General features: G+C 67.9%; 14 protein-coding genes. 11 read left to right on the forward strand and 3 right to left on the reverse strand.

All coding sequences use genetic code 11. The features are described 5' to 3' along the window. Nucleotides 1-15: 15 nt before the first annotated feature. Nucleotides 16-3,081 carry a serine/threonine-protein kinase gene (locus DB30_RS16405; RefSeq protein WP_052549933.1) on the reverse strand — a complete coding sequence of 1,022 codons (3,066 nt, stop codon included), beginning with the start codon at nucleotides 3,079-3,081 and terminating at the stop codon, nucleotides 16-18. A 192-nt stretch (nucleotides 3,082-3,273) separates the two neighbouring features. Between DB30_RS16405 and DB30_RS16410 the strand changes: the two genes are divergently transcribed. The 4 genes from DB30_RS16410 (at nucleotide 3,274) to DB30_RS16425 (ending at nucleotide 8,837) form a co-directional block, all read left to right on the forward strand. Beyond that, nucleotides 3,274-4,146, forward strand: coding sequence for a radical SAM protein (locus DB30_RS16410; protein WP_052549935.1), 873 nt, complete (start codon nucleotides 3,274-3,276; stop codon nucleotides 4,144-4,146). 4 nt (nucleotides 4,147-4,150) lie between these two features. After that, complete coding sequence (locus DB30_RS16415; RefSeq protein WP_052549938.1) at nucleotides 4,151-6,652, forward strand: DUF5916 domain-containing protein; 2,502 nt, start codon at nucleotides 4,151-4,153, stop codon at nucleotides 6,650-6,652. Nucleotides 6,653-6,804: 152 nt separating this feature from the next. Then, the gene (locus tag DB30_RS16420) at nucleotides 6,805-6,978 is read left to right on the forward strand and encodes a hypothetical protein (protein ID WP_153258339.1); all 174 of its coding nucleotides are present in this window, start codon (nucleotides 6,805-6,807) and stop codon (nucleotides 6,976-6,978) included. Between the two features lie 104 nt (nucleotides 6,979-7,082). Further along, nucleotides 7,083-8,837, forward strand: a complete 1,755-nt coding sequence (locus DB30_RS16425) for a DUF2330 domain-containing protein (protein ID WP_146659201.1) — start codon at nucleotides 7,083-7,085, stop codon at nucleotides 8,835-8,837. Between the two features lie 15 nt (nucleotides 8,838-8,852). Here DB30_RS16425 and DB30_RS16430 read toward each other — a convergent pair whose 3' ends face one another. Further along, complete coding sequence (locus tag DB30_RS16430) at nucleotides 8,853-9,188, reverse strand: hypothetical protein (protein WP_146659203.1); 336 nt, start codon at nucleotides 9,186-9,188, stop codon at nucleotides 8,853-8,855. A gap of 110 nt (nucleotides 9,189-9,298) precedes the next feature. Between DB30_RS16430 and DB30_RS16435 the strand changes: the two genes are divergently transcribed. From DB30_RS16435 to DB30_RS16465, 7 genes are read left to right on the forward strand one after another with little or no spacing between them, the layout of a single operon-like run. Then, nucleotides 9,299-10,255 (forward strand): oxidoreductase, encoded by a 957-nt coding sequence (locus DB30_RS16435; protein ID WP_052549944.1) that lies wholly within the window; start codon nucleotides 9,299-9,301, stop codon nucleotides 10,253-10,255. Nucleotides 10,256-10,300: 45 nt separating this feature from the next. After that, a complete protein-coding gene (locus DB30_RS16440) occupies nucleotides 10,301-10,477 on the forward strand; it encodes a zinc ribbon domain-containing protein (RefSeq protein ID WP_146659205.1) in 177 nt (58 codons plus the stop codon). Nucleotides 10,478-10,493: 16 nt separating this feature from the next. Then, entirely contained in the window at nucleotides 10,494-11,333 is an 840-nt protein-coding gene (gene nth / locus DB30_RS16445; protein WP_146659206.1) for an endonuclease III, read from the forward strand. 22 nt (nucleotides 11,334-11,355) lie between these two features. After that, entirely contained in the window at nucleotides 11,356-12,396 is a 1,041-nt protein-coding gene (locus DB30_RS16450; protein ID WP_052549946.1) for a hypothetical protein, read from the forward strand. A 41-nt stretch (nucleotides 12,397-12,437) separates the two neighbouring features. After that, a complete protein-coding gene (locus DB30_RS16455) occupies nucleotides 12,438-13,010 on the forward strand; it encodes an RNA polymerase sigma factor (RefSeq protein WP_146659208.1) in 573 nt (190 codons plus the stop codon). Further along, the gene (locus DB30_RS16460) at nucleotides 13,007-13,807 is read left to right on the forward strand and encodes a hypothetical protein (RefSeq protein WP_052549950.1); all 801 of its coding nucleotides are present in this window, start codon (nucleotides 13,007-13,009) and stop codon (nucleotides 13,805-13,807) included. Before DB30_RS16455 ends, DB30_RS16460 begins: the two co-directional genes overlap by 4 nt. A gap of 16 nt (nucleotides 13,808-13,823) precedes the next feature. Continuing rightward, on the forward strand, nucleotides 13,824-14,873 hold the full coding sequence (locus DB30_RS16465; protein WP_146659210.1) for a choice-of-anchor L domain-containing protein: 1,050 nt from the start codon (nucleotides 13,824-13,826) through the stop codon (nucleotides 14,871-14,873). Nucleotides 14,874-14,973: 100 nt separating this feature from the next. Here the strand turns inward: DB30_RS16465 and DB30_RS16470 are convergent, their stop codons facing one another. Beyond that, nucleotides 14,974-15,255, reverse strand: coding sequence for a hypothetical protein (locus tag DB30_RS16470; protein WP_146659212.1), 282 nt, complete (start codon nucleotides 15,253-15,255; stop codon nucleotides 14,974-14,976). Nucleotides 15,256-15,526 lie beyond the last annotated feature (271 nt).

Below are 15,526 nucleotides of genomic sequence, written 5' to 3' on the forward strand. Positions count from 1 at the left end.
AGTTCGCGCGCTGGGTCAAGTGCCCTGCAATTCCTTCGCGCGCTCGCGCAGCGCGACAGCGTCAGGGAGGTCCAGCAACAAGCGCTCCGCTTCGACCGCAAGTGCCACCCGACGATCGTGGTCGCCGAGCACCCCCGAGGCCTGAGCTAGTCCGAGCCGCGCCTGTGCGGCGAGCATCGGATGGTCGGCGGCGGACGATACGTCGACCGCGCGTTCGAACGACGCGCGCGCGAGCTCTGGCTGGCCGAGTTCGAGGCGAAGCATCCCTAGACCGATCAGCGGCGTGGTCTGGTCGATGTTCGGCGGCTCTCCGTCCAACAGCTCGATCGCCAGATCGAACTCGGCGAGCGCTCGCTCATGCTGGCCAAGCTGCGCGAATGCATCACCAAGTCGACCGTGACGGTAGCCCAGATCCGCCGCGTCGCCGGGGCTCACCGCTTCGCTGTGCGCCAGTGCCCGCTCGAGCGAGTCCACCGCAGACGAAAACGCACCCCGCCGTAGCTGAACGCCAGCCAACGCGTCCAGCGCCCACGCGTGGTCCGGGTGGGTGGCGTCGAATATCTTCAGCGCGTCACCGATCAGCTGCTCCGCTTCTTCGTAGTGATCGCGCGCAAGGGCGACCTCGGCCAGTCCCAGGTGCGCGTGTCCGACGTTGGCACTCTCGGGTCCGTAGACCCGCGCGTACCCGGCTAGCACCTCATTGAAGTGGTTCTTGGCGCCTGCGTAGTCGCTCTGCTCGAGCTCGAGGATCGCGAGGTCCCGCGTCGCGTGCAAGATCGCAATATCGTCGGCGCCAAGCTGCTCACGCAGCTGCAGCGCGTCGGCCAGATCGGCGCGCGCCTGCTCGCCACGACCGATCGACGCAGCGACGGCAGCGCGCGCTTTGAGTGCCCAAACCAGCTTGTGCTGACTGCCCGCGAACCCGTCCCGCGCGAGCGCCACGACCTCATCGAATTCTGCGAGCGCGAGCTCGTGCCGTCCGTGCGCATCGAGGGCGCGCGCCTGCGCAAAGCCCAGCCCGTACCGATCGACCGGGCGATCCCCGAGTGAGCCCACTGCCGCGCGAGCGAGGGCGAACGCGAGGCTCGAGCTGGGATCCTCGTGCTCGGACAGCTGCGCGATCACGATCGCGGACCGCCAGCGCAGCTCGTCGAAGTTGCTGATCTCGGCCAGATACATGGCCTCGACGAACGCGCCGCGGGCCGCCGTGAGCTCGCGGGCCACCATGAACATGAACCCTCGCGAGAACGCGACTTCGGCGAGCAGCGGCCCGTAGTTCAGATCGGCCGCCCGCTGCTCGATGCTCGCCACCAGCTCATTCGACGCCAATATTTTCCCAGCCTGCGCGGAAGCCTGGGCCGACGCGATGTCCCTGCGAACCTGGGCGATCGCGGCCGCCGTGACCTGATCTTTGGGCACCGGCGTGTGGCGCTCGAGCAGCTCGACGGCCGCGCACATGTCGATGTCGCCAAGCCCCGCGACCAGCTCCGACGCGTGCAGCACCACCCCTTGGTCCGCCGCCGCGAACAGCTCGGCCACCGCCGCCAGCTCCCCCTCGCGCTGCTCGAGGCAGCTCATGCGCAGCTCGAGCTGTTGATCGGTCTGCGCCTGGTGGACGCGGCGTTGCTCGCACGCGTCGGTCCGCGCGGCGACCAGCGCATCCGCGTAGCTGTCGAGCGCCCGCGCGGTGTGCTCGAACACCTGCGTGGCGCCGTCGAGTTCCGTCGCCGAGAACGCTGCGCGCATGCTGGCTCGCTGCGTGTCCGACCAACTATCGTCAACCACGCTGCGGTCGTACTCGCAGACGGGGGCGGACGGCCCGAACCTCCCAAGCGCCACCGCGACGCCCACGCTCGCCATCAACCCCGCCGCGAGGGTGGTCCGCTTCCAGGCCCGCGCACGGTCCCGCCCAAGCTCGGCGAGCAGCGCGTCCATTGAAGCCCAGCGATTCGCGGGCTGCGGGGCGAGCCCACGGCACACCGCGTGACGCAGCCAACCTGGGACCCCCGAGTTCGGACCCGGGACGGTGAAGTCACCGTCGCGCACGCGCACCGAGTACTCGTGGCGGCTCCGCGCCTTGTAGGGCCGGTCGCCAAACAACGCCTCGTAGAGCACCAGGCAGAAGCTGAACTGATCGCTGAGCTCGGTCGCGCGCTCGCCCAGGTGCTGCTCGGGCGCCATGTAGGCCGGCGTCCCCAACACGGAGCCGGTGGCAGTGAGCAGCTGGTCGAACGCGCTGTTGCTGTTGCTGCTGCTGCTGCCCGAATCGTGGGTGAAGCCGCCGGTCTCCGAGTGGAGCCCTTCGCCGTGCTCACCCGTCTCGAACAGCTCGCCCACCTCCACGCGCGGGCTCGAGGGATCCTCGCTGCGGCCCTCGCTCGTGGCTGGCGTCGCCGCGCGGGCCAGCCCAAAGTCGAGCACCCGGGGCCGACCGTCATTGCCGACCAACAAGTTTGCTGGCTTGAAGTCACGGTGCACGAGGCCGGCGGCGTGAGCGGCAGCGAGCCCGCGACCAGCCTGGATCATCACGTCGAGGACCTCGCGCCACGTCCGCTCCTGCGCCTCGCGCCAGCGCAGCAAGGTCTGGCCCTCGACGTACTCCATCGCAACGTAGTCGTGCTCGCGCCACCGACCAATCTCGTGGACCTGCACGACGTTGGGGTGAGACAGCCGCGCGAGCGCCTGCGCCTCTCGCTGCATGCGGGCGCGGCCGCGCTCGTCCTTGGACAGGTCCGTGCGGAGCAGCTTGATGGCGACCCGCCGATTGAGCTGCTCGTCGAAGGCGGCGTAGACGACGCCCATCCCACCCTCGCCGAGCTTGCGCAGCACCGCGAAGCGATCAATGTGCGCGAGTTCGATGGTCAGCCCGTCGTTCGAGGGCTCCGTCGCGCCTTCGCGCTGATCCCTCGTCTCGTCGCCCCCCGTCTTGGGCCCGTTGTTCGGACCGGGTGGCGGCGACAGACTCTGGAGGAAGCGCGCCTTGATCATCTGCTTGCGCAGCTGATCGGCGCCATCGCCGCCGAACAGGCGCTCTTTGGCCAGCTTCGCGCGCTCGACCTCTGCTTGTGTCTGCCCCTCCATCCGCTTCACTCGCAGCGGTAGTGTCTGCCACGAGTGAATCAGTCACGAAAGATCGCGCAAGCCGCGAAAACTTCGTCATGCGCGCCTCCGTCAGGCTTTTGCGCGCAATCGAGCTGACCAATTCGCGCATACAGCGCACAGTCCGCTCCTCGCCCCTGGACCCCGGCGCCCAGTCGGGATAGCTCCGCGGGAGTGGTCGAGATCATCGAAGAGCACCGCGGCGCCGCGTGCCGGGCCAAGGGCGACGCAGAAGGCCCGGTGTTCAACCGGCGCTACGTCGTCCAGCTCGAGGACGGCGCCGCCGTCGAGAGCGTGCTCTATCGGGGCGACTCGCTGTGCGTGTCGTCGCAGGTCGGCTGCGCCGTCGGCTGCCCATTTTGCGCGTCGGGGGCCAACGGGCTGTCTCGCAACCTCGAGCTCGATGAGCTGATCGGCCAGGTCGAGGCGGTCGACGCCGCGATCGCGGATCAGGGCGCGGGCTTTGGCGTCAGGCGGGTGACCGTGTCTGGCGTCGGCGAGCCGCTTCACAACCCCGCGGTGCCAAAGTTCGTCAGCTGGTGTCGGGCCCGATCCACCCCGGCCAGCATCACGACCTCGGGCGGGCCGCTGCGGCGGCTTGGCGAGTGGCTGAGCGACGACGCGCCGCCCCACAACGGGATCAGCCTGTCGATCCACGCCGGCAACGAGTCAACCCGCGCGCGCACGGTCCCGCGCGGGCCCGCGCTCGATCCACTGTTCGAGCTGCTGCGCGAGCGCGTCCCTTCGATCTCGGGCGCGCGCCGACGCAAGCTCGCCCTCGCGTATCTGCTGCTCGCCGATCTCAACGACGACGACGACGAGCTCGACGCGTTCTTGCGCCGGGCCGAGCCGCTGGGCCTGAAGATCCATCTGTATAGCTACAACCCAGTCCCAACCTCGACCCAGAGCCGCACCAACGAAGCCCGCTACGAGGCGGCGTTCGAGCGCATGCGCGCCCGCGGTCTCGACGTGCGGCGCAGCTCTCAGGCGCGGATCGAGGACAACGGCGGCTGCGGGACGCTGGTCGCGTTGCGAGGGCGTCAATAGAAGCATGAGCCGGCTGGCTCGGGGGCGAGTCGTTGCGCTGTTGGTTGGGGTGTTGGCGCCGAGCTCGGCGCGTGCTGGCGAGGGTCGCCCCGACGAACGAGACACGCCGCAGGTCGAAGCGCGTCAGGAGCCTGGCGACGTCCCCGATCACGATCGTCGCGGCCTGCGGCTGCGCGCGGCCCCGATCGACGCCGACGCGATCACGATCGACGGCAAGCTCGACGAGCCGCAGTGGCGCTCGGTACCCGCGCTGCCCCAGCTGATCCAACAATCGCCAGCGTTCGGCGCGGCCGCGACCCACGCGACGACGGTCCGGGCCGCGTACGGGACCGACGGCCTGTACTTCGCGTTCGACTGCGACGAGCACCACGGCGAGGTGATCGCTCCGTTCTTTCAGCGCGACCAGATCGTCGCGTCGGACTACGTGCAGATCGAGATCGACTCGAACGCCGATCACACCAACGGCTACGTGTTCGGTGTCTCGCCTTCGGGCGCGATCTTCGACGGCCAGCTGTTCCGCGACACCTCGCAAGAGCTCCTGTGGGACGGCGTGTGGCGATCCGACGCCAAGCAGACCGCGACCGGCTGGACCGCCGAAGTGTTCGTGCCGTGGTCGACGCTGCGCTTCGAGCACGCAGCCTCACTGACGATCGGCCTGAACTTCACGCGGGTCATCAATGATCAGCAAGAGACAAATCGGCTCAGCTTCGCCCCGCAGGGCGAGCCGGCCCGGGTGTCCGAGGCGATCGCCTGGTACGGGATCGAGGACATCGACGGCGGCCTCAACCTCGAGCTGCAACCCTACGTCTCGGGTCGCTTCTTGCTGCAGCGCCCGCCCGACAGCCTGGATCAATCATGGCGCGCGCTGCCCAACGCGGGCTTCGATCTCAAGTACGGGATCACCGGTGACCTGACCCTCGACGTGGCCGTGAACCCAGACTTTGGCCAGGCCGAGGTCGACGCCGCGGTCCTCAACCTTGGGCCCTTCGAGGTGTTCTTCCCCGAGAAGCGCCGGTTCTTCCTCGAGTCCAAGGAGATCTTCGAGACCCGGTTTCCGCTGTTCTACTCGCGCCGGGTCGGCGCCGCGCCCCGGCCAGGTCGCGCGCAGACGACCGAGCGCGTCGTGTTTGGCGAGCAACAGCGCGGTGAGATCGTGGAGCTCGATCCGCTCAGCCGCGTGCTCGGGTCGATGCGCATGACCGGCCAGATCGCGCCCGGCTGGGTCATGGGTGTGCTGACGGCCGCGACCAGCCCAACCTTTGCGACCCAGCGCTTCACCGACGACCTCGAGCAGCGGGTGCCCGTCGATCCCTACTCGGGCTGGTCGGTCGTCCGCCTGCGTCGCCACTTTGATCCACAGACCTGGGTTGGCGGGATCGTGACCAACGTCGCCCGGCTCGGCGACGCACCCGAGGCGACCACGGGTGGGTTCGACTACAACATCAATTTGCGCAAGCGCTGGCTGCACGGCGCCCAGGTCATCGCGACCCACGACGGCGAGAAGTCGGGGATGGGCGGCAGCACCAGCTTGGTCCGCTCGGGTCGCCGAACCCAGTGGAGCGCCTCGGGCGAGTTCCTCACGCCCCACGCCAACTTCAGCGACCTCGGGTTCATGACCCGCAACAACTACGTGCGCGGCTCGAGCGGGATCGCCGTGTACAACGCCCAGCCGATCGGCGACGTGCGATCGCTGTCGGGCTCGCTCGATCTCACCGTCGCCTCCAGCTTCGCGGGGCAGATCACCGAGAAGCAGCTCTCGACCGACTGGACCCTCGAGACCCTGGGGCTGTGGCAGTTCCGCGCGTTCTTTGGCGGTCACCTGCCGCAGCTGGATCTGTTCGAGACCCGCGGCAACATCCCCTACGAAGTCCCGATCCACTGGTGGACCGGCGCGCGGGTCTCGACCCCACGCAACAAGCGAGTCAGCGCCAGCGTGGGGGCCAACTACGGCGAGCAAGCTGGCAGGCCTGGACCCGACGTGTTCTTGGATCTCGGGTTTCGCCCCGTCGACCGGCTACAGATCAATTTTTCGGGGAGCTGGAACGGCAGCTTCGACCGGCCCCGCTGGGTCGCCGAGCGCGAGCTCGACGAGGTCCCGATCTTCGCGCGCGCGCAGATCCACACGACCAACGCCGAGGTCCGCCTGACCTTGGCGATCACCCCCGAGCTCTCGCTGACCAGCTACAACCAGCTGTTCTACTCGGCCGCCCACCACACCGACTTTCTCGAGCTTCGGGCGCCGGATCTGCTGGTGCCGATCGCTCGAGATCCATGGTTTGGTGCGGTGGATCGCGGCCTGACCAGCCTGACCAGCAACTCGATCCTGCGCTGGGAGTACCTGCCGGGCAGCTTCGTGTTCGTGGCCTATACCCACCGCACCGCGCTGCCCGAGGGTGAGGGCGTGATCGAGTATCGATCGGCCAACGCGTTCACCAACTTGGTCGCAACGGGGGCCCGCCACGAGGACGTGCTGTTCATGAAGCTGGCCTACCTGTTCGGGTTTTGACCCGATCTCGCCCGATCCAAGCACGGCCAGAGCGCGGCGCCCCCGCACACCTGTCACCCGGGCGCATTTATTGGCTGGCGATCTTCACGCACCCTGATCGGAACGTCGCGGTCGCGGCACATACGTCTCGACACCTGCTGAGGAGCCGAACCATGAAGACCTCTCGCCGTAGCCCCCTCGCCCTCCTCTCGATCGCCCTTCTCATGGTCGTGAGCGCCGGCTTCGTCGATCAGAACACTGACCTCGGCCTGCAAAGCGACGCGGGCGCCCAGATCGCCAGGGCCGGGATCGAGGGCGAAGAAATCCCGGTGCCGTTCGCCGGCTAGGTTAAAGCCCTTGGCGCCCGCCGGTCACTCGGCGGGCGCGATCACGTTTGCTCCACGCCGCTCGATCAACCGGCTCTCCGCGGTTGGTTCATACTCACCTGACCATGCGCTTTGAACTTGCTCGCTCCCCTCGTTTGGCCGCCACCTTGACCGGCGCCGCGCTGGCCTTCGCCGCGCCGCTGCTGACCCCGACCACCGCCTTGGCCTGCGGCGGGACCTTTTGCGACAGCGGCCCAACCGCGATGCCCGTCGACCAGACCGGCGAGAACATCCTGTTCCACGTCAGCGACACCAGCGTCGAGGCCCACATCCAGATTCAATACAACCCCGACTCGGGGGCGGAGCAGTTCGCGTGGGTGATCCCGGTGATGGCGATCCCGGAGTTCGCGGTTGGCTCGCAATTGATGTTTGACGCCGTGCTCGCCGCCTCGGTGCCCAGCTACGGGCTCTCGGTCCAGACCGACTTTTGCGGGGACCCAGACGACCCCCAGAGCGCCGGCGAAGACGGAGCCCCGGACGGCGACGGGCTCAGCTCCGGGACCGGTGGCGACGACGAGGGCAACGGCGGCGGCCCCTCGATCGTGCTGCAGACCACGGTTGGCGCGTTCGATATCAGCGTGCTCGAGGGCGGCACGGTCCAGAGCGTCATGCAGTGGCTGGGCGACAACGGCTACCAGCAAGATCCCGCGGCCGAGCCGATCCTGGCCGAGTACCTGGCCAACGACTACCTGTTTGTCGCGCTGAAGCTCAACAACCAGGCGGGGGTCGACGAGATCCACCCGATCGTGATCCGCTATGACGGCGTTGAGCCGTGCGTGCCGATCCGCTTGACCCGGATCGCCGCGATCGACGACATGGAGATCCGCGCGTTCTTTCTGCAAGACGCCCGGGTGGTGCCAACGAACTATCGGCACGTGCTCGTCAATCCGCTGAAGCTCGATTGGGTCAACAACGGCAGCAACTACAAAGAAGTGATCTCGATGGCCGTTGACGCCCAAGAGGCCAACGGCAACGCGTTCGTGACCGAGTACGCGGGCACCAGCCAGAACATCCAGACCTGGATGATCTACCAGGACTGGGTCTCGGATCCGTTCTTGGACCTGGTCGACAGCCCGATCGGCGCGATCGAGGCGCTCGAGAACCAGGGCCTGATGCTGTGCGACACCGACTGGGACACAAAGTGCACATATATGCACCCGCTGCTCGAGTCGATCGTCACCGAGTTCATCCCGGCGCCCGAGGGCGTCGAAGCCAACCTGTTCTACGATTGTCTGTCCTGCTACGTGGACCAGATCGATCTGGCCGCGTGGGATGCCGCTGGGTTTGCCGCGCGTCTGGATGAGCGGGTGATCGCGCCAGCCAAGGCCGCGGTCGCGCTGATCGAGAACAACCCCTACCTGACGCGGCTGTACACTACAATCTCGCCAGCCGAGATGAACGAGGATCCGATCTTCCGGGTCAACACGACCCTGCCCGACGTCCCCAACATCAACTTTGCGACCCAGACCAACCATTGTGACGGCAGCGCGACCGTGCTGCTGCCCGATGGCCGCGAGGTGCTGTTCCCCGACTCCGGCAACATCGTGTGGCCCGACTTCGCCGACGAGATGCCGTGGGAAGAGGACATCGACCAGGAGAACATGGCCGACAACGCGCCGCTCCTGAACCTGGTCGACAACACGGATCGCATCAACGAGCTGCTCGCCGCGCACAACGCCAGCACGAAGGCCCAGATCACCGGGCTCGGCAACAGCGGGTGCGGGTGCGCGATCCAGACCGACGACGCCCCCGGCAAGATCGCGCTGGGGCTGGCGTGCCTGGGGCTGCTTGGCTTCGTGCGTCGGCGCCGTTGGGCCTGAACCCAAGGGTTGCTTTCAGGCGGCGATGCCGTGCGACGGTTCGTGCACGATGACCTGCGCGGGCACGGACCCGACGGGCACCAGTAGCTCGCCGTCCATCACGATCAGCTTGCGGCACTCATCACACGCGATATCTGCGTGGGCCCAGCGGTACGTCTCGGTGATGATCGACAGCCCCCCAAGAAAGAAGATGGGCAGCACCGGGATCACCACGGGACCCAGCAACGACGCGCCGAACACGTAGACCATCGCCAAGGTCCAGGCGCCCGCAAGGGCAGCGGCGCGCAACCAGCGAGGGGGCACCCGTGGCGCGGGTGCTTGGCAGTGAGGGCAGCGATTGGGGACGTTCATGGGTCCTCCTGTTCTGTTGCTAATAGCAATGGGCCGAGAGTGAGCGAGTGTCCAGCGCCACGCGCCCGCAGCAAGTGCGCCTTCGTGATCAGCGTGCTATCCAGCGCCGCATGTCCCCCCAGACAGCGTTGAAGTGGAAGGCCAACGACATGCCCGATCTCGCGGGCAAGCTGGCGATCGTGACCGGAGCCAACAGCGGGCTCGGACTCGAGACCACGCGGGCGCTGGCTGCCAAGGGCGCCAAGGTGATCCTCGCGTGCCGCGGGCAGGCCAAGGCCGAGACCGCGATCGCAGAGCTGACCGCCGGTGGGATCGACCGAAGCCTGCTCGAATTTCGTGCTTGTGATCTGTCGAGCTTGGCCTCGGTCCGCGAATTTTGCGGTGGATTCAGCCGGGACCATGGCCAGCTGGATCTGCTGATCAACAACGCTGGCGTGATGGCGCTGCCCTATCGCACGACCGAAGACGGGTTCGAGATGCAGATCGGCACCAACCACCTGGGCCACTTCGCGCTGACCGGGCTGTTGCTCGAGCCGCTGCTCGCGACGGCGGGGGCGCGGGTGGTGACGGTGTCCAGCATGGCGCATCGGATCAGCGGGATGAAGCTCGATGATCTGCAGTCGACGCGGCGCTACCAAAAGTGGGTCGCGTACGGGCGCAGCAAGCTCGCCAACTTGCTGTTCACCAACGAGCTGCAGCGGCGGCTCGAGGCCAGCGCCGCGGATCGCCAGGGTGTGATCGCCGTCGCGGCGCACCCCGGATACTCGAGCACGAACTTGGTCTTTGTCGGGGCGCAGATGACAGGGAACTCGGTGTTCGAGCGGATGAGCGCGCTCGGGAATCGAGTGATCGCCCAGAGCGCCTACATGGGCGCGCTGCCAACTCTGTACGCCGCGACGGTCGCCGACGTGAGCGGCGGCGACTACTACGGGCCAGGCGGGCCGCTGGAGATGACGGGGTATCCGCGGAAGGTGCGGGCGCAGGACCGGGCCTACGATCAGGCGAGCGCGCGCCGGCTGTGGGAGCTGTCGGCGGAGCTCACGGGGGTCTCGTACGCAGCGCTCTGACGCGCGCGCCCCCAGGAGAGCGCCCCATCAACTATGCTCCCGCGCATGGACGATGTCGTTGACGTCAGCTGCCCGTGGTGCGGCGAACAGCAAGAGCTCTGGGTCGATCCCGCGACCACCGGCCAGATGGTCCAAGACTGCGACGTGTGCTGCCGCCCGTGGCAGGTCCACGTGTCCCGCGACGAGCTCGGGCAGCTGCAGGTCCACGTCGAACGCTCGTGATCGTATAACTAGGCGCATGCCCGCGCACTCCGATCCCGCGTCCTTGCTGGCCGAAGTCAACGATCGCCTGGCGCTCGCGCTGCCCAAGGCGGTGTGCGAGCTCGACCACGATGATCCCTGGCAGCTGCTGATCGTCACGATCCTCAGCGCCCAAGCCCAGGACGCAGTCATCAACGAGATCCGCCCGGCCCTGTTCGAGCGCTGGCCAACGCCCGCCGCCCTGGCCGCCGCCCCGCAGGAAGAGGTCGAGGTCGTCGTCAAGCGCAGCGGCTACTTCCGCAACAAGGCCAAGGCGATTCGCGAGTGCGCGCAGGCGATCGTCGACCGCCACGCCGGCGAGGTCCCGCAGACCCACGACGAGTTGATCGCGCTGCCGGGTGCCTCGCACAAGACCGCGAACTTGGTGCTTGGCATCGCGTGGGGGATCGCCAGCGGGATCGTCGTGGACACCCACGTGGCCCGGGTCTCTGCGCGCCTGGGCGTGGTCAAAGCCGGCACCAAGCCAGACAAGGTCGAGGCGACGCTGACCAAGCTGGTCCCGCGCGAGCAGTGGATCGACGTCAGTCATCGGCTGATCTTGCACGGTCGTCACGTGTGCAAGTCCAAGCAGCCCGACTGCGGCAGCTGTGCGATCAACGAGCTGTGTGATGCCCGCGAGCGCGACCCGATCGACAGCTGGCAGACCCGAGCCGAGCGCGAGGGCCAGCTGTTCGCGGTGCGGGGTGATCGCGGGGCGATCGGCATGCCCGCGATCCCAGCGTCGGGGCCCAAACCCACGCCGAAGTCCAAGTCCCCCAAAAAGCGCGCAGCGGCCAATGTTCAGGCCAGCGCAGCGGAGGACGACAACGACTTTTGAGCGCCACCGGTGCCCGGCTCGGTTGGCGATCACGCTCGCCGCTGGCGTGATCGCGTGGGTCGCCAGCGCGAGCGCTCACGCCTCACCGCCCAGCTCGGATCCCGGCGTGGAGCCCACCCGCGCCCCGCAGATCAAGCCGACGCGAACCCTTGACGACGCGCTGAGCGTCGAGCCTGGGGTGACCTGTCTGAATCGAGCGACGCTGCTCGCAGATCTCCGCAGCTGGCGCGACCAAGACGAGGTTGATCCGCGCGTCACGATCCGCGTGCTCGGCTCGACCGAAGACCCGCACACGCTCGGCTTTACCCTGAAGGTTGGCGACGAGATCGCGGTGGATCGCAGCTTCGCGCCCGCGCCAGACAGCTGCACGGATCTGCACGCAGTCGTCGCGCTCGCCCTGGCGATCGCCCTCGACGACACGCTGGCCGGCTCGCTGGGGATCGTCGAAGCGCCGCCCCCCGTCGAACAGATCCAGGCCGGCGATGGCGACCTCCCGCTGCTCGAGCGCCACCCCAGGGGATCAGACGCGACCGCCCCAAGCCGCTCCGGCCCGGCGCTGGGGCTCACGGTCGCCCCCGCGGCGTTCATGGGCCTGACCCCCGCGCTCAGCGGCGGCGGCGAGCTGTTGTTCGACGTGCGCCCGCTCGCGCACTTCGACGTGCGGATCGGGGCCCTGGCCACGCACCTGCCCAACTTTGCCCTGGACCAAGGTCGCGTGGGGATCACGGTCGCGGCCGGGCGCTTGGATCTGTGCTGGGGCAGCACCCCAAGGGCGGTTCGCCTGCGCACTTGCGCGGCCGTGGCCGCGGGGGCGACGATCGCGGCCGGCCACGATTTCTCGACCAATTTCCGCCGCTCGATCCCGTGGCTGGCGGGGATCGCCGCGCTCGACGTGGCGATCCAGCTGGTTGGTCCGCTCGCCCTCGAGCTGCGGGTCGAGGGCGTGTTTCCGCTTCAGCGCACGCGTATCGACGTTCGCAGCGACACGGGCCAGCTGCTGGCCAGCCAGCGGCTCCCGGTCGCGGCGGCTGTGGTCGCGGTCGGGCCCCGCTTCGAGTTTTAATCCCGTGAAGGATCCCAGACCGAGCTGCATGAAGGCCATGGATGTCTAGCCGGCCCCCCAGGCACCACGACGCCGCCTCGCTGTTTCGCGAGCACGCTGGCTTCGTGGCCAATTTCCTGCACCGCTTGGGAGCCGGGCCCGTGGAAGTCGACGATCTCGTCCAAGAAGTGTTCCTCGTCGCCCACCGGCGCGGCGGCTTCATCGAAGACGGCCGCGCTCGACCCACCACCTGGCTAGCCGAGATCGCGATCCGCGTCGCCAGCGTGTCCCGCCGCAGCCGCCGGCGCTCCCGCGAGCAGCCGGATCAAGACACGGTCACCGACGCCAGCAGCCGCGAGGTGGATCCCGCCCGCGCCGCAGAGACAAACGAAGCCCTCGATCGGGTCCAAGCCGCGCTCGACAGCCTCGATCCCGATCGCCGCGCAATCTTCATCTTGTTCGAGCTCGAGGGCGAGCCGTGTCAGTCGATCGCGGGCGCCTTCGACATCCCAGTCGGCACCGTCTACTCGCGCCTGCACAAGGCTCGCAAGCAATTCAAAGAGGCCCACGCACGCATGGTCGAGAGAGAGCGTCGGCCCGTCCGCGCTTCTCCACGCACCCCGGTGATGACATGACCGACCCCGAATCCCTCGCGCCCACGCGGCTCCTCGATGACCCCTCGCTCAGCGGGATCTTGCGCGATGATCTGCAAGCGATGAGCGCCCAGGCGCCGCTGCCCTACGATGTCGACGCGGGTCTCGAGCGGTTCCAACAGACGATTCAGGCCGCGCCCGCCGGGCCGTCGGGCACCAGCGTGCTCGGGTGGGTCGTGATCGCGGCCGTGCTGATCAGCGGCGGCGTCGGGGCCGGTTGGCTCGCCAGTGGATCGGGCGCGCACGAAACGGGCGATCACGCGGGCGTGGTAGCGATCGCCGATGCCCACGAAGATCCAGTCGTGGCGGCACCGGCCGCAGCGGCTCCGTCCGCAGATCTGGCCGCAGCGGCTCCGTCCGCAGATCTGGCCGCAGATCCGGCCGCCACCAACCCGGCTGAGACAGCCAAGGCGCCAGTTCCAGCAGCCGCGTCTGAACCCGAGCCCGAGCCCGCGACCGCGCCCGAAGCCCACGAGCGGCCGGCCGCCAAGCCAGCGATCGCCCCCGAGCCCGCGCCATCGCTGGCCGACGAGGCCAAGCAGATCAACGCTGGCCGCAAGCTGCTCACCAGCGATCCCGCCCAGACCTTGGCGATCATGAAGGCCGCCGAGCAACAGTTTCCAAACGGCGCCATGATCCAAGAGCGCACCGGCTACACAATCCTCGCGCTGGTCGCCCTCAACCGCCGCCCAGAGGCCGAGCAAGTCGCCACGTCGTACCTGCAGCGCTGGCCCAACGGTCCGCTCGCACGCCGGGTCCGCGACGCGCTGGGCCAATAGCGACTAAGCTTCGGGCGTGCGTCGCAGCAGGCAGGTCAGGCAGGTCAGGGAAGGCGCGCTGACCTTGCTCGCCCTGCTCGCGACCAGCTGCGAGCTGTCAACGGTGGTCGGGGTGCGCGACCAAGCCAACAGCGAAGGCACGCCAACATCCGGCGACCCGCTCATGGATCTGCCGGCGCTCGACGTCCCTGATGGACAGTGCGCCCCCCCTGCCCTGCTCAGCTGCGACGCCAACAGCGACGATCCCCTGCAGGTCGTTGGCCTCGACTGTGTGGGCGGAACGCCAGCGGCTGGCGGCAGCTCGGGACCCGCGGGCGCGATCGCTGCGCACACGGGCCCGCTCGGCCCCTATGAAGTTCGCGAGGGCGAGAAATTCCTGATCATGTCGACCGGGCTCGCGGCCCACCTGTCGCTGAACCTGGCCGAGCTCGAGGCCGTGTGTCCCGCCAACGACTGGCCAAAGTGGTGCCCGAGCACCCAACACGGAGTGGGGCCATCGAACCTGCCCCCGCCGCTGAAGGTCGACCCGGTCGATGACACCTCGACCTGCGTCGACGACCCCAGCCTGATCGGCACCGGGGACTGCTCCAACAGCTTGTACGAGCAATGGTCGGCCTGCGGTGGCGGCTGCGAGGTCTGGGACTACGCCGAGCTCCGGGTCGGGCTCACGGTCCCCGAGCACACCTACGGCCTCGCGTTCGACTTCGCGTTCATGTCGGTCGAGTGGCCCGACTTCGTGGGCGGCGGCTTCAACGACATGTTCGTGGCCTGGCTCGAGTCCGAGAGCTGGACCGGCAACGCTGCGTTCGACGCCGCCGGCAACCCGATCACGGTCAACGCAGGCTTCACCGACTACACGAGCGACGAGCTCGACGGGTTCGGAATGGAAGGCCACGCGGGCACCCGATGGCTGACGACCGGGTTCGGCGTCACGCCTGGCGAGACCGTGCAGCTGGTCCTCGCGGTGTTCGATCTTACCGACGACGACTACGACTCGGTCGTGCTGCTCGACGGGTTTCGTTGGACCTGCGCGGGCGTACCACCGACGACGCAGCCGGTGCCGTGACACCGCGAACCAACGCAAAAGGGCCCGCGAACGGGCCCCTTTTACGGTGCAACTACAGTGCGAGTCGCCGTGCGACTGGCAGCGTAGAAGGCGACGAAGGCTACTCCTTCTTGTCGCCCTCTTCGCACTTGGCGAGGCCCTCGAGGGAGGTGGCCGCCATGACGCACTTGGCTTGCTTGTTGTACTCCATCGAGCCCTTCATCTCCTTCTCCTTCTCCGCCTCTTTGACGCAGTTGTCCTTGATCTTGGTGATCTCTTCCTCGGGCATCGCGTCGACTTGCTCGCCAAGCTCCTTCTTCATCAGATCAACGACATGCTGGCAGACGTCCGCGGGGGCGGGAGCGCATGCGCCAAGCATGGGAGCGAGAACGAGGAGGGCCATCAGGGTGCGGAACTTCTTCATTTCGGAAAACCTTGGGTCGGTGGGGGTGGTCGAGTCGGTGGTGTTGAACCGAGCGCGAGTCTATCGGTGTGCGTCCACAGATCCAACCCCCAAAGGGCCTGCGCCCGCGCAGCGAGCCCAACCGCTCGGTTCACGGGGCGATGCCGGCGCCAAAGGGGCGAGATCCCTAGATAGAGAATCCTTGCACTGCAAACATTTTGAATGAATTCATGCAGTTACATCTACGTTGCGCTTCAGATCAGTGTGGCTG

This window comes from Enhygromyxa salina, from assembly GCF_000737335.2.
In the GTDB taxonomy this organism is placed as follows: domain Bacteria; phylum Myxococcota_A; class Polyangia; order Nannocystales; family Nannocystaceae; genus Plesiocystis; species Plesiocystis salina_C.